The 25,815-nt window shown below is 69.7% G+C and carries 25 protein-coding genes; 10 read left to right on the top strand and 15 right to left on the bottom strand.

Translation table 11 applies throughout. The features are described 5' to 3' along the window. Positions 1 to 163: 163 nt before the first annotated feature. The 3 genes from FXO23_RS29310 to typA form a co-directional block, all read right to left on the bottom strand. Entirely contained in the window at positions 164 to 1,951 is a 1,788-nt protein-coding gene (locus FXO23_RS29310) for an ABC transporter family substrate-binding protein (RefSeq protein WP_158888697.1), read from the bottom strand. A gap of 210 nt (positions 1,952 to 2,161) precedes the next feature. Next, complete coding sequence (locus tag FXO23_RS29305) at positions 2,162 to 3,931, bottom strand: ABC transporter family substrate-binding protein (RefSeq protein ID WP_158888696.1); 1,770 nt, start codon at positions 3,929 to 3,931, stop codon at positions 2,162 to 2,164. Positions 3,932 to 4,057: 126 nt separating this feature from the next. After that, positions 4,058 to 5,992, bottom strand: a complete 1,935-nt coding sequence (gene typA, locus FXO23_RS29300) for a translational GTPase TypA (protein ID WP_158888695.1) — start codon at positions 5,990 to 5,992, stop codon at positions 4,058 to 4,060. A gap of 199 nt (positions 5,993 to 6,191) precedes the next feature. Here typA and FXO23_RS29295 point away from each other — a divergent pair, with 199 nt between their 5' ends. Further along, positions 6,192 to 6,356 (top strand): hypothetical protein, encoded by a 165-nt coding sequence (locus FXO23_RS29295; RefSeq protein ID WP_158888694.1) that lies wholly within the window; start codon positions 6,192 to 6,194, stop codon positions 6,354 to 6,356. Here the strand turns inward: FXO23_RS29295 and FXO23_RS29290 are convergent. After that, the gene (locus tag FXO23_RS29290; RefSeq protein ID WP_158888693.1) at positions 6,353 to 6,658 is read right to left on the bottom strand and encodes a YciI family protein; all 306 of its coding nucleotides are present in this window, start codon (positions 6,656 to 6,658) and stop codon (positions 6,353 to 6,355) included. The two genes, FXO23_RS29295 and FXO23_RS29290, sit on opposite strands and share 4 nt — an antisense overlap. A gap of 337 nt (positions 6,659 to 6,995) precedes the next feature. Here FXO23_RS29290 and trpS point away from each other — a divergent pair, with 337 nt between their 5' ends. Next, the gene (gene trpS / locus FXO23_RS29285; RefSeq protein WP_158888692.1) at positions 6,996 to 7,961 is read left to right on the top strand and encodes a tryptophan--tRNA ligase; all 966 of its coding nucleotides are present in this window, start codon (positions 6,996 to 6,998) and stop codon (positions 7,959 to 7,961) included. Between the two features lie 42 nt (positions 7,962 to 8,003). On the opposite strand, the gene FXO23_RS29280 is transcribed toward trpS, so the two are convergent. From FXO23_RS29280 to FXO23_RS29270, 3 genes are read right to left on the bottom strand one after another with little or no spacing between them, the layout of a single operon-like run. Further along, positions 8,004 to 8,384, bottom strand: a complete 381-nt coding sequence (locus tag FXO23_RS29280; RefSeq protein ID WP_158888728.1) for a (deoxy)nucleoside triphosphate pyrophosphohydrolase — start codon at positions 8,382 to 8,384, stop codon at positions 8,004 to 8,006. Positions 8,385 to 8,386: 2 nt separating this feature from the next. Continuing rightward, on the bottom strand, positions 8,387 to 9,733 hold the full coding sequence (locus FXO23_RS29275; RefSeq protein WP_158888691.1) for a sensor histidine kinase: 1,347 nt from the start codon (positions 9,731 to 9,733) through the stop codon (positions 8,387 to 8,389). Beyond that, entirely contained in the window at positions 9,733 to 10,449 is a 717-nt protein-coding gene (locus FXO23_RS29270; RefSeq protein WP_158888690.1) for a response regulator transcription factor, read from the bottom strand. Before FXO23_RS29270 ends, FXO23_RS29275 begins: the two co-directional genes overlap by 1 nt. A gap of 157 nt (positions 10,450 to 10,606) precedes the next feature. Between FXO23_RS29270 and FXO23_RS29265 the strand changes: the two genes are divergently transcribed. From FXO23_RS29265 to FXO23_RS29255, 3 genes are read left to right on the top strand one after another with little or no spacing between them, the layout of a single operon-like run. Continuing rightward, complete coding sequence (locus FXO23_RS29265; protein ID WP_158888689.1) at positions 10,607 to 11,665, top strand: LolA family protein; 1,059 nt, start codon at positions 10,607 to 10,609, stop codon at positions 11,663 to 11,665. 26 nt (positions 11,666 to 11,691) lie between these two features. After that, positions 11,692 to 12,690, top strand: a complete 999-nt coding sequence (locus FXO23_RS29260) for an ABC transporter ATP-binding protein (protein WP_179956911.1) — start codon at positions 11,692 to 11,694, stop codon at positions 12,688 to 12,690. Next, the gene (locus FXO23_RS29255) at positions 12,687 to 13,562 is read left to right on the top strand and encodes an ABC transporter permease subunit (RefSeq protein ID WP_158888687.1); all 876 of its coding nucleotides are present in this window, start codon (positions 12,687 to 12,689) and stop codon (positions 13,560 to 13,562) included. The genes FXO23_RS29260 and FXO23_RS29255 overlap by 4 nt, the downstream gene beginning before the upstream one ends. 112 nt (positions 13,563 to 13,674) lie before the next feature. Here FXO23_RS29255 and FXO23_RS29250 read toward each other — a convergent pair whose 3' ends face one another. From FXO23_RS29250 to FXO23_RS29240, 3 genes are read right to left on the bottom strand one after another with little or no spacing between them, the layout of a single operon-like run. Further along, positions 13,675 to 14,688, bottom strand: a complete 1,014-nt coding sequence (locus FXO23_RS29250) for an ABC transporter ATP-binding protein (protein WP_158888686.1) — start codon at positions 14,686 to 14,688, stop codon at positions 13,675 to 13,677. Positions 14,689 to 14,692: 4 nt separating this feature from the next. Continuing rightward, a complete protein-coding gene (locus FXO23_RS29245) occupies positions 14,693 to 16,270 on the bottom strand; it encodes an ABC transporter permease (RefSeq protein ID WP_158888727.1) in 1,578 nt (525 codons plus the stop codon). Between the two features lie 32 nt (positions 16,271 to 16,302). After that, positions 16,303 to 17,358 carry a thiamine ABC transporter substrate-binding protein gene (locus tag FXO23_RS29240; RefSeq protein ID WP_158888685.1) on the bottom strand — a complete coding sequence of 352 codons (1,056 nt, stop codon included), beginning with the start codon at positions 17,356 to 17,358 and terminating at the stop codon, positions 16,303 to 16,305. Positions 17,359 to 17,441: 83 nt separating this feature from the next. Here FXO23_RS29240 and FXO23_RS29235 point away from each other — a divergent pair, with 83 nt between their 5' ends. Both FXO23_RS29235 and FXO23_RS29230 read left to right on the top strand, forming a co-directional pair. Beyond that, a complete protein-coding gene (locus tag FXO23_RS29235; protein ID WP_158888684.1) occupies positions 17,442 to 17,732 on the top strand; it encodes a 4a-hydroxytetrahydrobiopterin dehydratase in 291 nt (96 codons plus the stop codon). Between the two features lie 63 nt (positions 17,733 to 17,795). Next, positions 17,796 to 18,059, top strand: coding sequence for a hypothetical protein (locus FXO23_RS29230; protein ID WP_158888683.1), 264 nt, complete (start codon positions 17,796 to 17,798; stop codon positions 18,057 to 18,059). Between the two features lie 262 nt (positions 18,060 to 18,321). Here the strand turns inward: FXO23_RS29230 and FXO23_RS29225 are convergent, their stop codons facing one another. From FXO23_RS29225 to FXO23_RS29215, 3 genes are read right to left on the bottom strand one after another with little or no spacing between them, the layout of a single operon-like run. Beyond that, the gene (locus tag FXO23_RS29225) at positions 18,322 to 18,690 is read right to left on the bottom strand and encodes a winged helix-turn-helix transcriptional regulator (protein ID WP_158888682.1); all 369 of its coding nucleotides are present in this window, start codon (positions 18,688 to 18,690) and stop codon (positions 18,322 to 18,324) included. A gap of 10 nt (positions 18,691 to 18,700) precedes the next feature. After that, complete coding sequence (locus tag FXO23_RS29220) at positions 18,701 to 19,144, bottom strand: NUDIX hydrolase (protein ID WP_158888681.1); 444 nt, start codon at positions 19,142 to 19,144, stop codon at positions 18,701 to 18,703. Further along, entirely contained in the window at positions 19,141 to 20,349 is a 1,209-nt protein-coding gene (locus FXO23_RS29215; RefSeq protein ID WP_158888680.1) for a cytochrome P450, read from the bottom strand. The genes FXO23_RS29220 and FXO23_RS29215 overlap by 4 nt, the downstream gene beginning before the upstream one ends. A 240-nt stretch (positions 20,350 to 20,589) precedes the next feature. Between FXO23_RS29215 and FXO23_RS29210 the strand changes: the two genes are divergently transcribed. Next, positions 20,590 to 21,810 (top strand): MFS transporter, encoded by a 1,221-nt coding sequence (locus tag FXO23_RS29210; protein ID WP_158888679.1) that lies wholly within the window; start codon positions 20,590 to 20,592, stop codon positions 21,808 to 21,810. Between the two features lie 90 nt (positions 21,811 to 21,900). Then, a complete protein-coding gene (locus FXO23_RS29205) occupies positions 21,901 to 22,818 on the top strand; it encodes a DUF5655 domain-containing protein (RefSeq protein ID WP_158888678.1) in 918 nt (305 codons plus the stop codon). Between the two features lie 10 nt (positions 22,819 to 22,828). On the opposite strand, the gene FXO23_RS29200 is transcribed toward FXO23_RS29205, so the two are convergent. Next, positions 22,829 to 24,037: a restriction endonuclease gene (locus FXO23_RS29200; protein WP_158888677.1), complete on the bottom strand. Its 1,209-nt coding sequence runs from the start codon at positions 24,035 to 24,037 to the stop codon at positions 22,829 to 22,831. A 496-nt stretch (positions 24,038 to 24,533) separates the two neighbouring features. After that, the gene (locus FXO23_RS29195; RefSeq protein ID WP_158888676.1) at positions 24,534 to 25,154 is read right to left on the bottom strand and encodes a hypothetical protein; all 621 of its coding nucleotides are present in this window, start codon (positions 25,152 to 25,154) and stop codon (positions 24,534 to 24,536) included. Between the two features lie 63 nt (positions 25,155 to 25,217). Here FXO23_RS29195 and FXO23_RS29190 point away from each other — a divergent pair, with 63 nt between their 5' ends. Further along, complete coding sequence (locus FXO23_RS29190) at positions 25,218 to 25,814, top strand: CGNR zinc finger domain-containing protein (protein WP_158888675.1); 597 nt, start codon at positions 25,218 to 25,220, stop codon at positions 25,812 to 25,814. Position 25,815: the final 1 nt, after the last annotated feature.

Raw genomic sequence — 25,815 nt, 5'->3', positions numbered from 1 at the left:
TCCGGGCCCGGCCCGGAAGTACTGGCGGCCCCACCCCGGTGGTCTACCGTAGTCGGGGTCACGTTTGCGTCAACAGCTACTTCCGGAGGGAACCGGGAGCCGGGCTGTTGGCCCGGCTCCCGGTTCCACCAGGTCGATCAGCGAATCGAAGAGTGGGAAGGGATCACTTGCCCTTCTTCTCCCACTCCCCGGCGTTCCACAGGGCGCCGTTGTACGACTGCATGTACACCCGGTCGATGCCGCGGAAGGCCCACATCGACGGCGTCTGGAACAGCGGGAGCGTCGCGTTCTGATCCGCGAGCGCCTGGTCCGCGTCCTGGTACGCCTTCGTGGCCACGGCCTCGTCGGTCGCCGACACCGCGGTCTGGAAGGCCTGGTCGATCTTCGGGTCGGACAGGCCCTGGTAGTTCTGGCCACCACCGGTGACGTAGATCGACGGCTGCTCGGCCTTGAACGGCGTGGACGACCACCCGAACAGCGCGATGTCCCAGTTGCCCGTGTCCAGCCGGCCCTTCAGGAAGTTCGGGTCGACCTCGTCCTTGATCTCGATGCCCGCGGCCTTGGCCTGGGCGACGATGATCTCCACGGTCTTGGTCCGGCGCGGGTTCGCGTTGTGCGTGATCGTCGCCGAGAACCGCTTGCCGTCCTTGGCGAAGATGCCGTCCGGTCCCTTGACCCAGCCCGCGTCGCTCAGCGTCTTGGCCGCGGCCTCGGCGCCCTGACCCGAGATCTTGCTGTAGCGGTCCTCGTAGCCCTGCTCACCCGGGTAGAACACGATGCTGCTCAGCGGCTGGGCGTCCGCCTGGACACCGCGGAGCAGCTTCTCGACGATCTCGTTGCGGTTCACGGCCTGGAAGAACGCCTTGCGCAGCACCGGATCGGAGAACATCCGCTTGTACTGCAGGTCCAGGTGCTCGAAGGTGAGCTGCGAAGCGGAACCGTAGGTCACACCGTCCGAGGCGAGCTTGCGCAGCGTGTCGGCGGCGGTGGTGTCCGGCTGGGTCGACGCGACGACGTCGATCTCACCGTTCTGCAGCGCGGTGGCCATCGCGGGAGTGTCCGGGAACGGCCGGACGACGATCTTCTGCGGGCCACCCTTCGCACCGGCGAAGGACTGGTTGCGCTCGAGGGTCACCGACTTCGAGTTCTCGTCGAACGCGGTGATCTTGTACGGGCCCGACGCCGGCATGATGTCCGGCTTGAAGCCCTTCCACTCGTTGTTCCAGAAGTCGCCGGCCTTCTTCAGCTGGCCCTTGTCACCGTTCGGCTTGAGCGCGGTGATGTCGGCGATGCCGGTCTTCTGCTCGATGATGTGCGCCGGCATGACGTGCGTCGGCGCGAACATGCCCTTGTAGTCGAGGTAGGGCTTGCTGAACTTCGCCTCGAAGGTGAGGTTGTCCTTGCACTCGCCCTGGTCGACGAGGTTGTACCCGGCCGGGGCCGCGGCCTTGAAGAACGGGGTGTCGCCGTCCTTGGCCTTCTCGCTGTGCGACAGCCAGGCCAGGTAGAGGTCCTTGCAGTCGTACGGCTTGCCGTCGGACCAGGTCATGTTCGGCTTGATCTTCCACTGGACGACCTGCGGGTCCTTGGAGGTGACCGTCCAGGATTCGAACATGTCGGCGTTGAGCAGCACCTTGTTGTTGCCGTCGAGCACGTACGCACCGGCCAACACAATGTTGTCCACGTAGTTGTTGTACGAGCTGTTGGTGTCCGGCGTGTCGTTGTTGTACGCCGAATAGCCCTCGTCGACACCCACCGTGACCACGTCGCTCTTCGGAGCGTCGGCCAGCTTGAAGGTATCACCGTTCTGGGCCTTGCCGGTCGCCATGCTTTTGACATCGGCGCTCGAGCCGTTGTTGTCGCCACCGTTGCCACCACCACTGCAGGCGCTCAGCACGAGCGCAGCAGCCGCGACCGCAGCGAAGGCGGAGACTGCTTTGGATCTCCTCATTTAGGTGTGCCCTCCTAGCACTGGGCCGTGGGTAGTCGGAACCCGGGCCCACACCGCTCCGGATTGTTGGCCGGAGCTTATGACACGCCAAGCGACACGCAATTGGCGCACTGCGGGAGCACGCTAGAAAGGTAGAGCACGCGGAGTCACCACTTCCCGTGCGATCGTGACCAAAGGGTGACTTCCAGGTGGCTTCAGGAAATACTTCGGTTACTTGGCGCCACGAGTCCAGTTAACGGCGGACCCAAATGGCCCAACCAGCGGTGGTCCGGGTGTCACCCCGGATACCCCCGATCCGATGGCCAGGGTGTCGGCCAGCTGGAACAACGGGACGACGACGTTTTGCCGCCACAATTCCGGTTCCAGCTGGGAAAGCGCTTCAGGAAGCGGGGTCGCCCCGGTTAGCGCCGCATCGATCGTCGGCTGCAGGGCTTGCGAACAGAAGGCGGCCGAATTGGGCGGAACGACCGGTGCGGCCTGATCGCCGGATTGCTGCCCGGGACGGCAGCCGAAGGTCGACGCGAGCACGGTCGCCGGATCCCCGCCGACCGGTTGCGGCACGACCGCGATGTCCACGCCGACCCCGCTGGTCGCGTTCTCCTGGGCCAGCGGCTGCGCCGGGCCGCCCACCGGCATGGCGAGCAGGGTGGAGAACAGTTCCCGCGGCGGCGGGGTGATCGTGCGGACCTCGATCCCGGCCGCGACGAGCTGGGTGGTGAGTTCCTTGGCCATCCCGGCGTACGGCTCCTGCTGCCCCGGCGAGGCGATGACCAGGGACAGCGACTTACCGTCCTTGCGCCAGACCCCGGCCTCCCGGCGGTACCCGGCGGCGGTCAGCAGTTCCTGTGCCTTCTGCGGATCCGGTTTCCCCGGCGCCCCGGCGGCCGGGATCGTCGGCGCGTACCCGGGCACTCCCGAGGGCGGCAGGACCTGGGCGTCCGCGCGCAGCGTCGCGGACGGCCCGCCCGCGACGCCCTTGTCGATGAGCTTCGAACGGTCGATCAGCGCGGCGACCCCGGCACGAACCTGCGCGTCGGCCAGCACACCGACCGGCCGCAGCAGCAGATCGGCCACCTTCGGGGCGGCGACGGTGTGCAGGCGGACGCCCGGGCCGAGTTCGCCGAGCTGCCGCAGGGCGGTCGCGTCGGTCCGCCCCATGGCGAACTGGTCGTTGCCGCTGCGCAGCGCGGCGGCCATCCCCGCCTGATCGATGCGGCGCAGCACGATCCGGTCCACCGCGGCGGGTTTCTCCCACCACCGCTCGTTGCGTTCCAGGATGATCTCGCCGCGGCCGGAGTCCAGGACCTTGATCGAGAACGGCCCGGCGACCGCCGGGAAACTGCCTTCGAGCGCCTGCTGCCAGCCACCCGGGGCGTCCTTGAGCAGGTGCTGCGGCAGCAGGTTGGTGAACAGCGACTGCCACGCCGGATAGGGCTTGGCGAAGACGACTTCGACCCGTTTGCCACCCTCACCGGGCCGGATGTCGGAGATCAGACGGTAGCCCGCGGGCTGCACCACGCCGGGTTGATCGCGCATGGCGTCGCGGAGGTAGACGAAGTCCTCCACGGCGATCGGCGCGCCGTCGGACCAGGACGCGTCCGGGCGGATCTCGTAGGCCACGGTGAACGGCTGCTCGGAGACGACCTGGGCGGACCGCATCAGGTTCCGGTCCAGTTCGGGCGTGCCGTCGTCCTTCTTCCGGAACACCGAAGGCAGCAGCAGCTGGGCGAGCGCGGCGGTGACCGTGGAGGAATCGGCCAGGTTGTGCGGGTTGTAGCCGCCGGCGATGTCGTCCACGCCCACCACGATCTGCGAGACGTTCTTCGCCGGACTGGTCGAGGACTGCGCGACCGGGGACGAAACGACCGGCGGGGGCGGGGTGTTGGAGCATCCGGCGGCGAACGCGGAGACGACTACCAGGAGTAGAGCCGTCGTCTTCTTCCGCACGTTGCCTCCCCCGTTTCCCACTGGGTCCGCCATGGTGCCACGCGGTCTGTCGCCGCGTCACCGAGATTGCCAGACCGGTGGCGGACAGCGATCACCGGATCGGGTACCGCCGTTCGGCAGACGTCCCGACCCGGTGTCCGGTTCCGTCGATCGCGGAGATCAGGCGTTGTTGTCGCGGCTCTTCGCGCGCGACCGCTCCTTCGCGCGCTGCGTGAGGTCGAGGGTGACCTTGCGGACCCGGACCACCTCGGGGGCGACCTCGACGCATTCGTCGACCGCGCAGAACTCCAGCGCCTCCTCCAGGCCCAGCTTGCGCGGGCGGGCGAGGCGCTCGAGCTCGTCCCCGGTGGACGAACGCATGTTGGTGAGCTTCTTCTCCTTGGTGATGTTGATGTCGAGGTCCTCGGCCCGCGGGTTCTCCCCGACGACCATGCCCTCGTACACCTCGGCGCCCGGCTCCACGAAGAACGTGCCGCGGTCGGCGAGCTGGATCATCGCGTACGCGGTGATCGGGCCCGACCGGTCGGCGACCAGCGAACCGCTGTGCCGGGTGCGGATCTCACCGGCCCACGGGAAGTAGCCCTCGAACACGTGGTTCGCGATACCGGTGCCGCGGGTCTCGGTGAGGAAGTCGGTGCGGAAGCCGATCAGGCCGCGCGCCGGGAGCACGTAGTCCAGTTTGATCCGGCCGGTGCCGTGCCCGCCCATGTGCTCCATCCGGCCCTTGCGGGCGGCGAGCAGCTGGGTGATCCCGCCGAGGTGCTCCTCGGGGGCGTCGATGGTCAGGCGCTCGAACGGCTCGTGCAGCTTGCCGTCGATCGTCTTGGTGACCACCTGCGGCTTGCCGACGGTCAGCTCGAAGCCCTCGCGGCGCATCTGCTCGACCAGGATCGCCAGCGCGAGCTCGCCCCGGCCCTGGACCTCCCAGGTGTCCGGGCGCTCGGTGGGCAGCACGCGGATGCTGACGTTGCCGACCAGCTCCGCGTCCAGGCGGGCCTTGACCAGCCGCGCGGTGACCTTGTCGCCGCCGTTGCGGCCGGCCAGCGGCGAGGTGTTGACGCCGATGGTCATCGAGATGGCCGGTTCGTCCACGGTGATCCGCGGCAGCGCCTCGGGGTTCTCCGGGTCGGCGAGCGTGTCGCCGATGGTGATGTCCGGGATGCCCGCGATGGCGACCAGATCGCCCGCGCTCGCCTCCTGCGCCGGGACGCGGGTGAGCGCCTCGGTGATCAGCAGCTCGGAGATCCGGACCGACTGGATCGAGGAGTCCTCGCGCAGCCAGGCCACGGTCTGGCCCTTGCGCAGCTTGCCGGAGTGGATGCGGATCAGCGCGATCCGGCCGAGGAAGTTGGACGCGTCGAGGTTGGTGACCAGCGCGCGCAGCGGGCCGTCCGGATCGGCGGCCGGGGCGGGCACGTGCGAGAGCAGGGTCTCGAACAGCGGGTCGAGGTTGTCGCTGTCCGGCAGGCCGCCGTCCGCGGGGCGCTCCAGGCTCGCCTTCCCGGCGCGGGCGCTGGCGTAGACGACCGGCAGGTCGAGGACCGCGTCCAGATCGGCGTCCTCGATGTCCCCGGCCAGGTCCAGCAGCAGATCGTGGGTCTCGTCGACGACCTCGGCGATCCGCGCGTCCGGCCGGTCGACCTTGTTGACCACCAGGACCACCGGCAGCCCGGCCTCCAGGGTCTTGCGCAGCACGAACCGGGTCTGCGGCAGCGGGCCCTCGCTGGCGTCCACCAGCAGCACCACACCGTCCACCATGGACAGTCCACGCTCGACCTCGCCGCCGAAGTCGGCGTGCCCGGGGGTGTCGATGACGTTGATCGTCACCGGGCCGTCGGGGGTCTGGCGCCGGATGGCGGTGTTCTTCGCCAGGATGGTGATGCCCTTTTCGCGCTCCAGCTCGCCGGAGTCCATCACCCGGTCCACCACCTCGGCGCGTTCGGCGAACGCGCCGGACTGGCGGAGCATGGCGTCGACCAGGGTGGTCTTGCCGTGGTCGACGTGTGCCACGATGGCGATGTTGCGCAGGTCGGGCCGCGTCTTACCGGACGCCGCGCCTTCGGTGCGTGAGGCGGTGACACTGGCTGCGGGCACGCGTGGGCTCCTGAAACTCCGAAGGGCTGGTGGCGCCCGCGGCACCGCTCGCCCGGCGAGCGAGGTGCACCGTGGCCGACTCTGGCCACACGCGGACTGTTCCAGGATACATTTCACGCGATTGTGAGCAGCACCACGCCCGGAAACCGGTTAGGCTCACCTAACCTGAGACGCCGCGAGCGATTCACTGGAGCGTGGTGTGGGAAAGAAGGACAGCAAGGCCGCGGACCCCCGGGCGAGGGTCCGCAAGCTGATGAAGGCCGGCAAGGTCAAGAAGAAGTGCTGCCGGTCCAAGCCTCGCTGCAAGAAGTGCCCGGTGCTCGCCCTCAAGAAGGCGAAGGCGGAGTTCGCCAAGGCCGCCTAGCCGGCGTGGGCGACGGCCTCGTTGATCATGCGCAGTTCGGGCGCGGTCCTGGTCGGCGAGAACTCGATCACCTCGTATTTCGCCATATGTTTGATCGCGAACGGATCGGTGGCCAGGATGGCGTCCAGTTTTCCGCGCAGCATCGGCCGGGCGATGATCACACCGCCGTCCCGCGGCACCCTGCGCCCGGACGCCAGGAAATAGCCATGATCGTATTGTTTGGCCAGCCATTCGACGTGGTCCGGCAGCACGTAGTCGACTTCTTCCAGCGGAGCGGTGTAGTTCACCAGTACGACATACATGCCAAGAAAGGTAACTCCGGGAGCGGGCGGTGAACCATGTTAACCGGGCGTGTCGATGCGCAGTATTGACGCGGCCCGCCCGGAATGCGAGGAGTGCTCTCTTTCGTTTTGCTCTTTCCGGTGAATTCCTTTGCTTTTCGGTGAACCTGCCGGTCGAAATTGGCACGCTTGTACCGGCCGCTACACTGGATGGCATGCGAACGCGCACCGGACAGTGGTGGCCGCCCTCGGGCGGCTCCTCGACCGTGCGCTGACAGCACAACAGGCCGCCCCGGTGGGCGGCCTGCTTCGTTTCCGGGGCCTTCTCGCCGGGCGGCGCGACCCATGGGAAGGCGAAATGAGCAGACTCTCCGGAATCACTCCGTCCGGCCACGTGCACATCGGCAACTACCTGGGCGCCCTCCAGCGCTGGGTGGCCGAAGGCGGCGAAGACGACCTGTACTTCGTCTCCGATCTGCACGCGATGACCACCACGCACAACCCGGCGAAGCTGCGGGCGCTGGCCGGTGAGCAGCTGGCCGTGCTGATCGCGGCCGGGATCCCGGCCGAGCGGATCTTCGTGCAGTCCGATCTCGCCCGTGAACTGGGCGCGCTCACCTGGGTCCTGGAGTGCACGGCGAGCTTCGGCGAGGCCGCGCGGATGATCCAGTTCAAGGAGAAGTCCAAGGGCCAGGCCGGGGTGCGGCTGAGCCTGCTCACCTACCCGGTGCTGATGGCCGCGGACATCCTGCTGCAGGGCGCCGACGAGGTGCCGGTCGGCGACGACCAGCGCCAGCACGTCGAACTGGCGCGCGCGCTGGCCCGGCGGTTCAACGGCACCTACGGCGAGGTGTTCACCGTGCCGCGGGCGGTGCTGCCGCCGACCGGTGCGCGCATCCGGGATCTGGCCGATCCGGCGCGGAAGATGTCCAAGTCGACCCGGGACTCGGCGGGTGTGGTGTTCGTGCTGGACGAGCCGGAACTGATCCGGCGCAAGGTCCGGCGCGCGGTCACCGACGGGCAGAGCACGCTGGAGTACCGGCCGGAGGACCGGCCCGGGCTGGCCAACCTGCTGGAGATCCTGGCCGCGTGCACGGGAGCGCGGCCGGAGGAGGTGGCGCGGCGGCACACGTCCTACGGCGAGCTCAAGGACGCCGTGGCCGACGCGGTCATCGAACTCCTGCGGCCGGTCCGGGAGGGGGCGAACGCGCTGCTCGCGGACCCGGCCGAACTGGACCGGGTGCGCAAGGCGGGCGCGGCGCGGGCGGCCGAACGGGGGGAACACCGGCTGCAGAGCGCGCTACGCCTCATCGGCGCGGGTTGACCGGCCGCGACTCCGTGACCCGAAAGTGCGCGCGCTTTCGGGTCACGGACGTGCCAGGAGATTCGCGAGCTCGGGCAGGAGTTCGCGGTCGGCGGGCAGCCAGTCGACCTCGCCGAGTTGCCCGGCGGCGAGCCAGCGCACCGCGCGGTGCTCCACCGCACGCGGTTCGCCGCTTTTCAGCTCGGCCGCGAAGATCCGGAGCACCTTGCCGCCGGGCAGCGCGACATCCGGGCCGACCCGGTCGCCGACGAGCACGTCGACGTCGAGTTCCTCGGCGCATTCCCGGCGCAGTGCGTCCACTTCGGACTCTTCCGGTTCGACCCGCCCGCCGGGCAGTTCCCAGCGCCCGGCGGCGTCGTCGGGCCAGGCGCGCTGCTGGGCGAGCAGGGCGCCCTCGCGCACGATCGCCGCCCCCACGATCACGGTCACCCGGGCAACGTACCCGCCGAGCGCCAGACGACCTGGAAGCGGGCGCCGCCTTCCGGGGACTCGCCGACGGTGACCCGGCCGCCCCGGCGGCGGACGGCCTCGGCGACCATCGCCAGCCCGAGCCCGGTGCCGCCCGACGAGCGCGCCCGGTCGTCGGACACCCGGTAGAAGCGGTCGAACACCTTGTCCCGGTGCTCCGGCGCGATACCCGGGCCGTCGTCGTCGACCACCACGCGCACGGTGGACCGCGCGGCGAGCACGGACACCACGATCTGCCCGTTCGCGTACCGGCAGGCGTTGCGCAGCAGGTTGTTCAGCACCAGCTCGACCTCGGCGGGCGCGGCATACGCCCAGGTCTGCGCGACCGCGCCGGTCACCCGGGCCGGGGGCGCGCCGGCCGGGAGCCGGGCGACCGCGGCGCGGGCCTCGGAGACCAGTTCGACCGGTTCCGCGGGCGGCAGTTCGCCCGCGTCCGAGCGGGCGAGGCCGAGCAGTCCGTCGAGCAGGGCGGACAGGCGTTCGGCCTCGGCCAGGATGTCCGCGAGCGTCTCCTGGGCGAGTTCGGGATCCGGATTGGCGACCGCGACCTCGGCCTGGACCCGGATCGACGCGACCGGCGAGCGCAGCTCGTGCGCGGCGTCCCCGGTGAACCGGCGCAGCCGTTCGCTGATCTCCTCCTGCCGGGCCAGCAGCACGTTGAAATCCTCGGCCAACGCGCGGAGTTCGTCGCGCGCCCCGGGCAGCGGCAGCCGTTCACCCGGCGGCAGTTCCCGCACCGACCGGCGCATCCGCCCCACCGGGCGCAGCGCCGAGCCCACCACCAGCCAGGTCGCGAGCGCGGCCAGCGCGGCGCCCGCCGAGGCGACCCAGAAGAGCCAGTGCGAACCGCCCTCGACCGCGGCGGTGAACCCGACCAGCCCGGCCCCGGCGACGACCAGCCGCTGGGCGCCGTCCGGGGCGGACACCACCGAGCCGAGCCAGCGCCAGCGCGCGCCGGTATCCCCGGGCGACCCGGTGCGCACCGGCTCGCCCGCCTTGAGCGCCCGGATGTCCCCCGGGTTCAGGTCCGCGGGCGGCAGGCCGTCCACCGGCGTGCCCGCGATGTCCAGGACGCGCACGGTGACCCCGGACGCCGGATTGGGCGGGTGACCGGCCGCGACCTGCGCGCCGGCCGGGCCGAGGGCGTCGGCGAGTTCCCCGTCGACGGACCGGATCAGCAGCGGGCCGAGGCCCCGGCTCGCCAGCAGGGCGAGCCCGAGCAGGAACACCAGCGTGACCGCGGCGGTCTTGAGCGCGACCCGGAAGCGCAGCGAGCGGCGCAGCCACCACGACCGCCCGCTCATCACCCCGGACCGGCCGCGGTGATGACCTCGTCGAGCCGCGGATCCGAGCACAGGTAGCCGTGGCCGCGGACCGTGCGCACCACCTCACCGGCGCCGACGGCGTCGAGCTTGCGGCGCACGTAACCGACATACACCTCGACGACGTTGCGGGTGGCCGCCTGCTCGTCGCCCCACACCGCGCGCAGCAGCTCGTCCTTGGTGACCACCGTGCCCGCGCGGCCGACCAGCACCTCCAGCAGCGCGAACTCGCGCGGGCTGAGGGCGACCGGATCCTCGCCCCAGCGGACCTCCCGGGTGGCCCGGTCGACGGTCAGCGCGCCGACCCGCAGCGGCCCGCGCACGCCCTCGGCCGTCGCCCGGCGCAGGACCGCGCGGACCTGGGCCACCAGCACCACGAACGAGAACGGTTTGACCAGGTACCCGTCCGCACCGAGATCGAGCCCGTCGGCCTGGTCGACCTCGCCGTCCTTCGCCGAGATCATCAGCACCGGGGTCGGCACGCCCTGGGCGCGCAGCTGCTGGAGCACCCGGTAGCCGGACAGGCCGGGCAGCATGATGTCCAGCAGCACCGCGTCGAACGAGCCGGTCGCCGCGAGCTGCAGGCCGGTGGGCCCGTCGGCGGCGGTGACCACGTCCATGCCCTCCGCCTTGAGCCCGCGCTGCAGCGCCTTCCGCACACCCAACTCGTCGTCCACGACGAGAACCCGAGGTTTCACGACTCTCAGAATGCCAAGCCCGCGCGGTTCACGCGCGCGACCTTCAGGGATCTCTCAGCTCGCTCGCGGCCCATCTCAGCGCGATCTCAGACTCGGGAGGGAAGCCTGGGTGTCGGGAAACGAGCACACTGGGGCTCGGACACACAGGGAGATGAGCATGCAACCGAAGACGAAAGCCATCACGGCGGCCGTGACGGGCTCCGCGCTCGGGATCGCCGGGCTCGCGGTGATGGCGCTGCCCGCCGGCGCCGGTGAGGCGCCGCAACTGCCACCGGTGAGCGCCGAGGACCTGGTCCAGTCGGTGCTCACCGCGCCGACCCCGGCCCTGGAGGGCACCGTCAAGGTGGACAACAAGCTGGGCCTGCCCACGCTGCCCGGGGCCGGTTCGAACGCGCTGAACCTGGACTCCGCGCAGGTCTACAACGACGGCAACGGCCGGAGCCGGCTGGCGGTCAAGCAGGGCAGCACCGAGGAGACCGTCGTCCACGACGGCGCCACTGTCTGGACGTACAACTCCGGCGACAACAGCGCCACCAAGATCACGCTGCCGCAGGACGTCAAGGACAAAGGCATCGAGGAGGGCACGGTCACCGATCCGACGACCGCGGCGACCACGCTGCTCGGCAAGATCCGGGAGAGCAGCACGGTGTCGGTCGAGGGCACCGCGCGGGTCGCGGACCGGCCCGCCTACGAGCTGGTCCTCACGCCCAAGCCGACCGAGCGCACGCTGCTGCGCGAGGTCCGGGTGACCGTCGACGCGGAGAAGCGGCTGCCGCTGCGGTTCGCCGTGCTGACCAACGGCACCGCCGACCCGGCCCTGCAGATCGCGTTCGACGACATCGACTTCGCCGCGCAGCCCGCCGACCGGTTCCAGTTCACCCCGCCGCAGGGCGCCAAGGTGACCGAGAAGCAGCCGCAGGTCGACCGGAAGGCCGCCGAAGAGGCGCAGCAGAACGTCAAGGTCGTCGGCGACGGGTGGGACACGGTGCTCACCGGCCAGATCCCGGCCGAGGCGCTCCAGCCGAAGCAGGGCAAGGGCGGCGACGTGGACCCGAAGGCGCTCATCGCGCAGCTCGGCAAGCCGGTCAGCGGCGCGTTCGGCAGCGGGCACGTGATCACCACGAAGGTCGGCACCGCGCTGCTCACCGACGACGGCCGCTTCGCCGCCGGCGCGGTTCCCGAGCAGGTGCTCATCGAGGCACTGGGTTCGAAGTGACCTCCTCGGTATTCACGGAGTACGGCGTGGCGGTCCCGGACGGGGCCGCCACGCCCGCTCCACCGCTCGCCGCGCGCACCCGGGGCCTGCGCAAGGTCTACCGCGGCACGGTGGCGGTGGACCAGGTCGACCTGGACGTGCCGGAAGGCGCCGTGCTGGGCATGCTCGGCCCGAACGGCTCCGGCAAGACGACGACGATCCGCATGCTGCTCGGCCTGGTCCGCCCGACCGAGGGCGAGGTCGAACTGCTCGGGCAGCCGATGCCCGAAGGCGCGCAGCAGGCGCTGCCCGACGTCGGCGCGCTGGTCGAAGGGCCGGGTTTCCACCCGTTCCTGTCCGGCCGGGACAACCTGCTGCGGATGGCCGCCGCCGAGCCGCGACTGTCCTCTTCGGACGTTCCGCGGGCCGTGCAGGCGGCGCTGGAACGGGTCGGCCTCGCCGGGGCGGCGCACCGGCGCTACCGCGGTTACTCGCTCGGGATGAAGCAGCGGCTCGGCCTGGCCGGCGCGCTGCTGGTGCCGCGGCGGATGATCGTGCTCGACGAGCCGACGAACGGCCTGGACCCGGCGGGCACGCGGGAGATCCGCAAGATCATCGCCGAACTGCACGCCGAGGGCGTCACCGTGCTGGTCTCCTCGCACCTGCTGGCCGAGGTGGAAGCGACCTGCACGCACGTCGCGGTGCTGCACGACGGCCTGGTGGTGGCCCAGGGCGAGCTGGCCGAGTTGCTGGAATCCGGCAGCCCCGCCCTGATCGTGTCCACTCCGGACAGTGATCGGGCGGTCGATGTCTTGCGGGAGAACCGGATTCCCAGCCGGTTGGTTCCCGAAGGCGTCCGGGCCGACCTCACGGCCACGACCGCGCCCGAGGTCGTGGCGACGCTCGTCCGGGGCGGCGTGCCGGTCCACGAGGCGACCCGGGCGCGCACCGGCCTGGAGGACCTGTTCGCCCGGCTGACCCAGCACGAACCGGATACGTCCACATCGGACGGACTACCCGAGGTCGACGGGGAGGCAGTGGCATGACGCAGGCGGTTCTGTCCGGCGCCGCGCGGCCCGCGGCGACCACGGTCGGCGTGTCCCGGCTGATCCGCGCGGAACTGCGCTGGATCTTCCGGCGGCCGCGGACGCTCATCGTGCTCGGCCTGCTGGCGGTCATCCCGGTGGTGGTCGGGATCAGCCTGACCCTGGTCGACCCCACGAGCGCGGCGGAGCGCCCCGGCGGCGGGCCGAACGAGGGCCTGTTCACCGCCGCGATGGGCAACGCTTTCGTGCTGCCGATCGCCGTGCTCGCGTTCACGCTGCAGCTGCTGCTCCCGCTCACCGCGGCGATGGCGGGTGCCGACGCGCTGGCCGGGGAGTCCGCGCACGGGACGCTGCGCGGCTGGATGCTCGCGCCGGTGAGCCGGGGCCGGTTGCTGGCGGTGAAGGCGTTCGGGGTGGCGACCGTCGCGCTCGCCGCGGCGGTGGTGATGGCGGTGACCGGGGTGCTCACCGGGCTGGTGATCAACGGCACCGGGTCGATGTTCACGTTGTCCGGCAGCACGCTGTCGATCTGGGCGGTGCTGGGCAAGGTCGGCCTGGCGGCGGGCTGGGTGACGCTGCAGCTGTGGGCGGTCGGCGCGGTCGCGCTGGCGATCTCGGCGTGCACCGAGCACCCGATGCTGGTGGTCGTCTCGGTGCTCGGCGGGACCGTGGTGTTCTCCGTGCTGAGCCTGCTCTCCGCGGTCGACTGGCTGCATCCGTTCCTGCTCAACAATTCCTGGGACGTGCTCGCCGACGTGCTGCGCGATCCGGTGCCCGCCGGATCGCTGACCGAGGGCGCGCTGCGGGCGGTGTGCTACATCGCGATCGCCCTGTCCCTGGCCTACGCCCGCCTCACCACCCGCGACGGCTAGTCGCCCAAGTCCCCCAATGTGGCTTTCGGGGCACTGGAGGTACCCAATGCGGCATTCGGGGCGTTGAACGTCCCCAATGCCGCATTGGGGGACTTGGGTACCGGGGCGGGAGTCAGCCGATGAGGGCGATGCCGTCCGGGTCGAGGGCGAGGGTGACCAGGTCGCCGGGGTGGATGTCCGCGCCGGCCGGGGCTACGGCGTCCACAGTGGACTCGTAACCGTCCGGGCGGACCACCAGGCGGGCGTGGTCGCGGCGGTGCACCCGGCCGACCACCTCACCACCGACGCCCGCGTCGGCCACCCGCAGCCCGGTGGGGCGCAACCCGAGCCGCACCGGGCCGTCGGCCGCGCCGGGGACCTCGACCTCGCCGAGCGCCGAGCGCACCCGACCGCCGCTCGCCTCCGCGGGCAGGATCGTGGTCACCCCCAGGAACCGGGCCACCGCGTCGTCGGCCGGGCGGGACCACACCTCGGGCACCGCGCCGAGCTGGCGAATCTCCCCTTGCCGCAGCACGGCCACCCGGTCGGCGAGGGTGAACGCCTCCTCCTGGTCGTGCGTCACCAGCAGGGTGGTGATCTTCGCGCCGCGCAGGAGTTCCGCCAAGTCGATCGCCAGCTGCTCGCGCAGGCCCGCGTCCAAACCGGACAGTGGCTCGTCCAGCAGCAGCAGGCGCGGTTTCGGCGCGAGGGCGCGGGCGAGCGCGACGCGTTGCGCCTCGCCACCGGAGAGTTCGGTGACGCGGCGGTGTTCGTAGCCGGTCAGGCCGACCAGGTCCAGGAGGCGGGCGATCCGTTCCGCGTGTTCGGTCCGAGGAATGCCGTGCATGCGCAGGCCGAAGCCGATGTTCCCGGCGACGTCGCGGTGCGGGAAGAGCTGGCCGTCCTGGAAGACCAGGCCGAAACCGCGGCGGTGGACCGGCACTCCGGCGAGGTCGGCGCCGTCCCAGCGGACCGTGCCGCCGGTCATCGGTTCCAGCCCGGCGATCGCCCGCAGCAGGGTCGACTTGCCGGATCCGGAGGGGCCGAGCAGCGCGAGCACTTCGCCGTCGGCGATGTCCAGGGACACCGCGCGGACCGCCGTGAAGTGTCCGTAGTGGACGGTCAGGTCGTGGACGGACAGCGACATCGGCCTAGAACTCCCCTACCGCGGTGTGCCCGGACGCGGAGCCGAGCCGGTCGATCAGCGCCACCGCGGCCGCGGTCACCAGCATGAGCAGCGCGCAGGCCGCATAGGCCAGCTGGTTGTTCAGCTCGCCCGGCCGCCCGATCAGCGTCGAGACGGCCACCGGCAGGGTCGGCGAATCGGGCCGGGCGAGGAAGCTCGTCGCGCCGAATTCGCCGAGCGCGACCACGTACCCGAATCCGGCGGCGGCCGCCACCGAGCGGATCGTCAGCGGCAGGTCGATCTCGCGCCACACCCGGGCCGGGCTCGCGCCCAGCGTCGCGGCCGCCTGGCGGAGCCGCTCGTCCACCGAGCGCAGCACCGGCAGCACCATGCGCACCACCAGCGGGATGATCACCAGCGCCTGCGCGAGCGGCACCAGCAGCGGTGACGTCCGCAGGTCACCGGGCAGGGCGTCCAGGGTCACCAGGTAACCGAAGCCGACGGTCACCGCCGACACGCCGAGCGGCAGCATGAGCGCGGCGTCCATCGCCTCCCCCGTCGCGTGCGCCACCCGGCTCGGCGCGCGGCGCAACGACACCAGCAGCACCGAGGCGAGCACGCCGACGACCATGGCGAGCACGGTCGCGTCGGTGGCCGTGCGCAGCGACCGCAGCGCCGCCTCCCAGCCGGAGACCGCGAGCGTGCCGTCCGCCCCGTGCCCGGTCAGCGCCCGGTACCCGGCCAGGCTCCAACCGTCCGATGTGGACACCGATTTCAGCAGCAGGGCCGCGATCGGGGTCAGCAGCAGGGCCAGCACCGCGAACGCGGCGAGCACCACGAACCACTGGCCGCCCGCGGGCCGCCGCGCGAGCACGGCCGGAGAACGCATGCGCAACGCGGTCTCGCGGCGGCGCCGGGCGAGCGCGCCCAGGGCCAGCGCGGCGACCACCGCGGCCAGCTGCACCAGCGACAGCGCGGCCGCGCCGGACAGGTCGAGCAGGTTCACCGTGCGCAGGTAGATCTCCGTCTCCAGGGTCCGCAACCGCGCCCCGCCGAGCATCAGCACGACCCCGAAACTGGTGGCGCAGAACAGGAACACCACCGCCGCGGCCGAGGTGATCGCGGGCGCCAGCGCGGGCAGGGTCACCGACCGGAACGCCCGCCACGGCGACGCGCCGAGCGCCCGCGCGGCGTCCTCGGCGCGGGAGTCGAGCTGCGCCCAGAGCCCGGCGACCGTCCGTGCCACCACCGCTACGTTGAAGAACGCGTTCGCCAGCACGATCGAGGCGACCCCGCCGTCCGGCCACAGCGCGCGGAAGGCCAGCCCGACCACCACGCTCGGCAGCACGAACGGCACCAGCACCAGGGTGCGCGCCACCGCGATCCCGGGCAGCCGCACCCGCGCGAGCAGGAACGCCACCGGCATCCCGGCGAGCACCGCGACGACCGTGGACGCGGCCGCCTGGGCGAGGGTGAATCCGGCGAGCCGCCAGGTCTGGTCGTCCGCGAGCACGGTGAACACGCCGCCTTCGGCGAATCCGTGCCCGATGATCGCGGCGACCGGCCAGGCGAACAGCACGGCGAGGAAGCCCACCGGCACCACGGCCAGCAGCGCGAGGCCGGAGCCCCGGTTCCTCAGGATTCGATGAGCGAGCGCCACTGCGCGATCCACCGCTCCCGGCCCGCCTGCACCTGGTCACCGGGCAGCGTCGCCGGATTCTGCGGCAGCGGCGCGGCCTCGGCCCAGCCGGCGGGCAGGTTCACACCCTGGCGGGTCGGGTAGACGTACATATTGGCCGGCACGGTCACCTGGAACTGCTGGGAGAGCAGGAAATCGACCACCTTGCGGGCCTTTTTCGGCTGCTTGCCCCCGGCCAGCACACCGGCGTACTCGACCTGCCGGTAGCAGGTGTCCAGCAGCGCCTTGGTGCGCGGCTTGCCGTCCGGGCCGAGCTCGTTCGCGGGCGAGGACGCGTAGGACACCACGATCGGCCGCGGGCCCTTGCCCGACGAACCGGAGAAGTCCTGGGTGTAGGCCTCCTCCCAGCCGCTGACCGCCTTGACCCCGTTGGCCTTCAGCTTCGACCAGTAGCCCGGCCAGCCCTGCTCGCCGAACTTCGCGATCGTGCCGAGCAGGAACGCCAGCCCCGGCGACGACGTGGCCGGGTTCTCGACCACGGTCAGGTCCTTGTACTGGGGATCGGCGAGGTCGTCGAAGCTCGCCGGTTCGGGCAGGCCCTTGGCCGCGAACCACGCGGGGTCGATGTTGACGCAGACGTCCCCGAGATCGACCGCGGACATCCGGTGCTCGGAGTCGGCCGCGTACCGCTGCGGGCCGCGGTCGGCCTCGGGGCTGGTGTAGGGCTCGAAGATGCCCTCGGCCAGCGCGCGGGAGGCGAAGGTGGAGTCGATGCCGTAGGCCACGTCCGCGATCGGGTTCGCCTTGGTCAGGACCAGCTTGTTGGTCAGCGCCCCGGCGTCGCCCTCCTTGCGGACGACGATCTTGATGCCGGACTGCTGCTCGAACGCGTCCAGCACCTCCTGCGGCGCGGCCCAGGAGTCGTGGGTCGCCAGGGTCACCGTGGCGGTGCCCTGCTGCTGGTCGCCCGAACCGCCCAGCGTCGAGCAGCTCGCGGTGAGCGCCCCGGCGAGGCACAGCGCGGCCGCGACGCGCGGCGGGGTGGTCCTCATGGCCCCTCCTGGGCGGTGTCTTCTTGAGCGGTCTTCTTGAGCGCGAGGTGCAGCGTACCCACCGCCGTACCACCATAGGGGTCATGGCAGACCTACTGAGTGATCAAGCGATTTCCGAAGCCCTGGAACAGCTGCCGGAATGGCGCCGGGACGGCAACGCGCTGGCGCGCACTGCCGAGCTCGCCGACTTCCCGCAGGCGATCCTGGTGGTGAACCGGGTGGCCGAGGTCGCGGAGAGCGCCAACCACCATCCCGACATCGACATCCGGTGGCGCACCCTGACCTTCCGGCTGAGCACGCATTCCGACGGCGGCATCACGGAGAACGACGTTTCGCTGGCCCGGCGGATCGACGAGGTGATCGCCGCGGTGTGATCTTGCCGACCGCGGCAACATCGGCCCGGGGTCCGTGCGTTCCCCCAGTAGGAGGGAGCGCAAATGTTCAAGATCATTTCTACGACGGGTGCGCGGGTGGTGGCCGCGCTCGGGGTCCTGTTCGCGGTGCTGCTCGGTGGCGCGGCACCGGCCGGTGCGGCCGAATCCACCGTCCCGGCCCGCGGCTCGGGATCGGCCGCGGCCGCGGGTTCCGACGGCATCGCGCAGGCGGTGATCGTCGGCGGGTTCGCGTTCGTGCTCATGGTCGGCGCCGCGGCGGGGGTGCTGTGGTTCACCGTCCGCAACCGGCATCACCAACCGCGCTGACCAGCGCAGATCGCGAGGAATGGTGATCTTCGCCACACTGCGGCGGAGTTGTTAACGGATCGTGTGATCAAGGCGTTACCCCGGGCGAAAGAGTCGGCCACGCCCGTTGGGACCTCGCCATGAACAACGCCCCCGCCCTGACCTCCGCCCAGCGCGCCTGGGTCACCGTCTTCGCCACGACCGTCACCCTGCTCGCCGTGATCCTGCTCGGCGCCGCGGGCTGACCCGGGTTTCTTCAGAAGCCCGGCGCCGGGCTTCTTGCTTACCGTGCGCGGTCGAAGGATTCGCGGGCGGCGAGCAGGGTCGGCAGGTGCTCGTTCGCCCACTCCCGGCAGGCCGCGATCGGTTCGAACAGGGTGCGGCCCAGCGGGGTGAGTTCGTATTCGACGCGCGGCGGGATCTCCGGGTACGCGGTGCGGGTGATCATCCCGTCGCGTTCGAGGGCCCGCAGGGTCTCGGTGAGCACCTTCGGCGTGACCCCGCGCAACGGCACCTGGAGTTCGGAGAAGCGGCGGGGCCCGTCTTCCAGGCACAGCACGACCATGCCCGCCCATTTGTCGCCGATGCGGAACGGCGTGACGCCCGACGGGCAGGCCGGGTCGAACATGTCCGGATCCAGGGGCTGCCTCATTTCCGCGAGATTAGCCGCGCGATGAGCGGGTCGCCAGGTAGGTCGCGAGCGCGGTGACGGTCGGCCCGTCGGCGATCCGGCCGCCGGTCAGCAACGCGGGCACCTCGTCGAGGGCGATCCAGTCGATCCGCACGGACTCGGCGCTCTCCGGCTCCCCGCCCCGGACGGCACCGCTTCCGGTGAAGAACCGGAACCGGTGCGAGCTGATCCCCGACATCGGGTGGCAGATCGTCCACAGTGGATAGACAGTAGCCGGTGTCCTGCAGCACCTCCCGGCGCGTGGAGCCGTCGCATTCTCGACATCGTCGAGGTCGGCGTTGACCCAGTCCGAGGCGTAGACGCGACCCGTGCACGGGTCCAGCGGCTCGTATCCATTGCCCGAACCCACCGCCCCGCACGAGAACGCCTGCCGGGTCCGGGAATTCCGGTCCGGCAGGCGAGTGATCTCAGTCAACTGTTCAGTGGTTGTGCCGCATGGTGGTCACCCCCTTTCGCTCGGTCGCTGTTCCCGCGAAGGGACACCTCGAGGCCGTAGAGGCCGCGCTCGGTGACGTTGGGCCGGTACACCGGTTCGGCCGCGAGTTCCGCGTCCGGGTAGCGGCGGGTGATGGCGGCGAAGGCGGCGCGGGCGATCTGGACGGCGAACGGCGCGCCCAGGCAGGCGTGCGGGCCGCGACCGAACGCGAGGTGCTGGTTGGGGGTGCGGTCCCAGCGCAGGGCATCGGGGTTTTCGAAGGCCGCGGGGTCCCGGTTGGCGGCCCCGAGCAGCGCGGTCACCTCATCACCGTTGCGAATTCGTTTACCGCCGAGCGTGGTGTCCTCGACACATCCCCGGCTCTCCGCGTGCACGGGGCCCGCGAAACGCACCAGTTCATTGACCGCGACCTCGGTTTCGATCGGCTGCCGCAGCCCGGGCGGAATACGCAGAATCGCGAGCAGACCGGTGGCGAGAAATCGGCTCGCGGTCTGGAAACCTGCCTGCAGCACGACCCGGACGGTATTCCACAGAACGTCCCGGGCGATTTTCTCGGATTCCGCTTTCCGGATCACGTAGTCGGCGAACCCGCCCGGCGGCGGCGCTTTCATCCATTCGGACACCAGCGCGCTCAGTTCCGCCCGGGCCGCCACTCCCGGCTCGTAGCACTCGGGCCGGAGGGCGGCGTCCATCCCGTCGACGATGGTGTTCGACAGCGGTACGAACCAGTCCTTGTCCGGCTGGGGCACCCCGAGCAGCCCGGTCACCGCCCACAGGGTCAGCGGTTCGGCGAACGCCTTCACGAAGTCGACCGTCTCCTGGTGTTCGACCGCGGCCAGCAGCCCGTCGACCTGGCCGGGAAGCGCGGATTCCAGCTTCCGGGCGGCGTCCACGGCCTTCAGCCCCTCCAGCATCAGATGCCGGATCTCGGTGTGCGCCGGTGGATCGAGGGTCTGGATGCTCAGCAGCGAAGGGGGCGTCGTCTCCCCGATCCGCCGCCAGTCCGAACCGAACCGGTCGTTGTCCCGCAGCAGGATCCGGCTTTCCCGATAACCGGTCACCACCCAGGCGTCGATATCGGTGTCCCAGCGGACCGGTTCGTCTTCGCGCCATTCCCGGTAGAGCGGAAATGGATCGGGAAGCACCGCTGGATCGAGTAATGCCCGCACACCGGAAACGCTCACGAACCAAACCCCCTCCGAGGCTGGAAAATGTGACCTTGGATTTGAGGTTGCCGAACGTCCCAGCGCGCTGTCAAGAGTCCCTTGAGCTAGTCTTCTAAACCCCGCAACGATCAAGTTTTAAACCAGGTATTAGAACCCGCGACGATCGTCTGCCTACATTCGAGTGACCGGCTCCGCAATGGGATGACAGCAACGGGAAATCGGGTACTTTCCGGCTATGGGCGAAAATAACGGGACCCGATGACCACGGGCGCCCCCGTCCTGCCCGGTTACCGCGCGGTGCTGCGGGTGCCGGGGCTGCGCAGCGTGTTCGTGGCGCATGCGGTGTCCATGGCGGGCACGCTCGCCGCCGAGGTCGCCCTGTCCATTCTCATCTTCCAGCGCACCGGTTCCGCGTTGCTCTCGGCGCTGGTTCTGGTCTGCTCGTTCCTGCCCTACGCGCTGGGCGGCACCGTGCTGTCGTCGATCGCCGACCGGTACCCGGCGCGGCGCGTGCTGGTCTGCTGCGATCTGGTGAGCGCGGTGTGCGTGGCGGGCATGCTCGTCCCGGGGATGCCGGTGCTCGCGTTGCTGGGCCTGCTCCTGGTGACCGGCGTCGTTTCCCCGGTTTTCCAGGGCGCCCGGGCCGCCAGCCTTTCCCGGCTGCTGGACGCGGACACGTTCCCGGTCGGGCGATCCCTGTTGCGCACGATCAGCCAGACCACCGTGCTGGCCGGATTCGGGATCGGCAGCGTGCTGGTCGCCGCGATCGGACCGACCTGGCTGCTCGCCGCCGACGTCGTCAGCTTTCTGGCCTCGGCGGCCCTGATCGGTTTGTGCACCCCGGCCACCCCGCCCAACGCGGCGGACGGCGACAAGTCCGTCGCGGCCGTCGTGCGCGCCTCGGCCGACGGTCTGAAGTACGTGTTCAAGACCGCGCCGCTGCGGCGGCTCATCCTGCTGTCGTGGGCGGTGCCGCTGTTCGCCTCGGTCCACGACGGCCTCGCCGTCGCCTACACCGCCCAGACCGGCGCCGCGGTGACCGCGGCGGGCGCGTTGTTCACCGGCTACGCCACCGGAACGGTCCTCGGCGAGTTGATCGTCGCCCGCCTCCGGCCACCGCTGCGCCGCCGCCTGGTGCTCCCCCTGGTCCTGGCCAGCCAGCTCCCGGCGATCTTCTTCGTCGCGGTGCCGCCGCTCCCCGTCGCGGTCGCCCTGGTCGCGGTGTCCGGCGCGGGCTTCGCCTTCAACCAGGGCATCGACCCGCTCATCCTGACCGCAACCGGCCCGAACTACCGCGGCCGCCTGTTCACCGTCCAGACCAGCGGCCTGATGACCGTGCAGGGCATCGGGATCGCCCTCGCCGGCCTCGCCGGAACCCTCGTCCGCCCCAGCCTGGTCCTCTGCGCGGTCGGCCTGCTCGGCACCACGGCCGTCGTCCTGCTCACGCGCCGCGCCCTGCGCGAACCCCCGCAGCATTGAAGCGGAACGTCCGGAAACCGGGATCTCCCACCCAGACGCTCGCCGGTAATCTGCGATTCGTGAGCGTGGATTGGGAGGACGACGTAGTCGATGAGTGACCTCAAACTGTTCCGGATCGATCGCGGCAAGGCAAGGGAGCTGTCCGGCAGCTCGGTTGCGCTGGAGCGTCAGCTCCAACGGATTATCGAGTCGAACTTGGAAACGCTGTTCGGGGTCCGGTTCCTGGCGACGGAGTACTCGACTGGCACCAAGCATCGCGGCCGCATCGACTCGTTGGGCATTGACGAAACGGGATCACCGGTAATCTTCGAGTACAAGCGATCGCGGGACGAAAACGTGATCAACCAAGGTCTGTTCTACCTGGACTGGCTGCTCGACCATCAGGGCGAGTTCAAGTTGCTCGTGATGGAACGGCTCGGTGCGGAGGCGGCGGCACTCATTGACTGGACCAATCCAAGGTTGGTCTGCGTTGCCGGCGATTTCACCCGGTACGACGAGCACGCGGTTCGACAGAACAATCATAATATCGAGCTCGTTCGCTACCGCGATTTCGATGGCGAGCTCTTGGCCCTGGAACTGCTTACAGCGGTCAGCACAACCGCCCCCGCGCCAACGGCCACGCACACTCCCCGCCCACAGGTTGCATCGTCCGAGCAGACGGTGACCGAGTACTTGAGCAAAGCACCCGAATCGCTCAAAAATCTCTACGCAGATCTCGACGCGCAACTCATGGCATTCGGCGATGACATCCAGAAAACCACCCGTAAGCTCTACTTCGCATACAAGCGGCTGAAGAATTTCGCCTGTGTCGAGGTTCATCCACAGAGTCGCGCGCTCCTCATCTACCTCAAAGTGAACCCGGACTCGGTCGAGTTGGAAGCCGGATTCTCACGAGACGTACGCAACATCGGCCATTTCGGCACCGGAGATCTCGAACTCCGGCTGAAGAGTTCGGCCGACCTGGCGCGAGCAGAGCCATATCTGCGAGCAAGCTACGACGCCAGCTGACAGCCGTCGCTCAACGCCTGTTCCTGGGTGGTTCCTTCGCGCCCGGGATGACGTCTTTGTCAAGATACTCACTGATGAGATGTTTAAGCTCCGGCCCTTCGATCAGTCGGATGCGCTCGTTGCGATGCGCGAAGTCATGACTGGCTTTGCCAAAATACGAAGTGGTGACAAGGATTCCAGTGCCAGCCTTCTTGTCCTCCATCGTGCCCCAGAGCGCTCGCACGGCTTCGGCGGGAATTACGTTTACGTAACGCTTGGCCTGAATGACTGCCAGGCCACCCATGACCGGGTCCGGATTGACAGCGACCGCATCGAGCCCGTCATCCCGGGATGCCTGCGTCACCCAGGACTTCATACCCATCGCTTCGAACAATTCGCGGACGAGATGCTCGAATTCATTCGGCGATTGCTCGACCAGAACCGTTCGAGAGTCCAAATCGGCAGCGACGGAATGAGCGTCGACCAGGCGGAACCGGGATAGATCCGGGTCGAAGATGGGCTTGATCGGTTCGACATCGTAGGGATGCGGTGACATCAAGGCGTTCAGGTAACGTAAGCATTCCCTCGGTTCAAGACGGTCCAGCACGAGCGCGTCGAAACTGTCTCGCGAGGCGGAGACAGTGAGTAGGCACGGTCGGATCGGCTGCCCGGTCGCCCGGTCGGTTGTCGATAGGTGGCAGTTCACAGTGACTTCGCGGACTTGCTGCGCTTCTGTGGCCAAGAAGGTATCGCGCAGGGTAAGCAGTGCGATCTGAGAGATCAGGTCAGCATAACGCTGCCGCACTTCGGCTGCCTTGCGCGGCGTGGAATCGATCGTGTCGCGCGTCTTTACATACCGGAATGTGGCTTCGGTAGGAATGATGTCGGTGTCCGGCAGTTCACGAACAACTAACACCTGTCCACTGTCCGGCCGGTAGCCAACCTCGGCTTCAACGGGGACACCTCTGGGAAGAACGGCCGCTTCCAAGGCCAGCCGCAGGCAGCGCTCGACCGCATCTTGCTGATGAGCGCGGAACGCTCGTTGCAATGCATCGACTTGCGCATTGTGCTGATCAACGTACTGTTTGCGCTCGGTCTCCCGCCCGAGATGCTGCTGACGTACTCGGTCCAGCTCGGCTTTGCGATGCTCCTCTCGCTGGAGGTAAATTGCTTGCGCCTGCTCGAACCGCAGCCGAGCTTGCTGTTCGGCCTGATTCCGCCGACTGTCTCCGCCGAACATACGTGACAGCAAGCCAGGTTCGGCCGGGCGAAATCTTGCCAGCGTGGTGCTGGTTCGGCCTTACCCAGATCACCGGGTACGAAGTCCGCGGCCGCGAACGCCAGCCGCATACTGCCGAAATCAAGCGGAGTTCGGCGTTTCAACCCTGTCAGCAGAACTGTTGACAGCTCGTTGCTGCGTCGTTCTCCTGCCGCGGTGAGCTCCTCGGCCTCCGCGACCCGCTCGGCGACGTACTGAGCACGTCGCTCGCGGTCTGCCACTTCTTCGGCGCGTTTCGCTTCTCGCTCCTGGCGTTCGACCTCCCGTTTCTGCTGTGCAAGAAGCTGTTGCTGTACCTTCTGCGCTTGGAGAGCCTCCCGCCGCTGGCGCTCACGCCTTTGCTGCCCCTTGCTCTTTGCCATGCTCAGCCCGTCCCCACCTCGTCGGCCGACCTTGCCCCTGAACGAACTCTAAGTGTCTGCCTTCGCGCTGTGCGTCACAGTTTTGATGATCGTGGTCATGAATCACCCGGATGTCGCAGGCCACTATCCGCGCTCGGCGTCCGTACGGGAGATTTGCGGTGACGCTGCACGACGAAGGCGGTCACCAGGCCGGTGGGGAACAGGACGAAGTGCGGCGCCGAGATCGTCAGGTCGTGCACCAGGAATCCGTAGGTCAGCCAGACCGCGCTGGCGGAGGCCACCAGCCAGTACATCGCGGGCGACACTCCGGCCACCCGCCCGGGTTCGCGGATCACCCGGATCATCTGCGGGAGGTTCACGACCGCGGCCGCGATCACCGCGACGACGGACAGGATCGTGTGCCAGGGCGTCAGCGCGGCGACCACCAGGGTCACGGCGGCGACCCCGAGCGGGACCGTCCGCCGGGCGGTGGGCTCGCCGCGGTACACGAAACCGGCGACGATCAGGAATCCCAGCGCGATCGGCGCCTGCCCGAGGAACAGTTCCACATCGTCGGCGCGCACCGCGTAGATCGACCAGAGCAGCCGGGCGCTGTAGCCCGCGAGCACGGTCCCCAGCGAGATCCCGACGACCGAGCGGCGGGCCCGCCACACCTGCGGCCAGATGAACGTGAGGTTGAGAACGATCCCCGCCACCCCGAGCGCGTGCGCGAGCATTCCACCGACCTCCCCAGTGCCACATGCTCTAAACTTACTTAGACCATGTGTACACTAGACGCCATGGGTTCCGCATCACGCCGCCCATGGCTCACCATCGGCGGTCATGTGGCGCTGGATCTGTGCAACACGAGGGCCTGGCGCCTCGATCCGGCCCGATCGATCGATCGGCTGCACGGCTGGCCGGATCTCCTCGACTGGTACGCCACGGTCTGCCCGGACGCCGCTCCCCTCGGGGAGCAGGGCAAGCACGCCGCCGAACTGGACCGGGTCCGCACCCTGCGCGACACCACGATCGCCGTGCTGGACGCGCATCTGGACGGCCACGATCCCGGCGCGGACCAGCTGGGCCGGATCCTCACCGAATACCGGCGATTCCTCCGCGCCGCGACACCGGAACCCGGACTACCCCTGCGCCTGCACGTGACCGGGACGGACGCGGCCACCCTGCCGCCGCGGCTCTGCGCTCACGTGGTGAACCTGCTGCGCGACGCGGACCTCACCCGGCTGCGTCGATGCGACGGCCCGGGATGCGGCTCGTTCTTCCTGGACCCCACCCGCAACCGCAGCCGCCGCTGGTGCGACCCCGACGACTGCGGCAACCGGCACCGAGTCCGCGAATACGCCCGCCGCCATCCCCGAACGAGCCGGAAAACCTAGG

It is taken from the genome of Amycolatopsis anabasis (genome assembly GCF_009765355.1).
Lineage (GTDB): Bacteria > Actinomycetota > Actinomycetes > Mycobacteriales > Pseudonocardiaceae > Amycolatopsis > Amycolatopsis anabasis.
The sequence above is the reverse complement of the archived record's forward strand: the minus strand, read 5'-3'. Positions and strand labels throughout refer to the sequence as shown.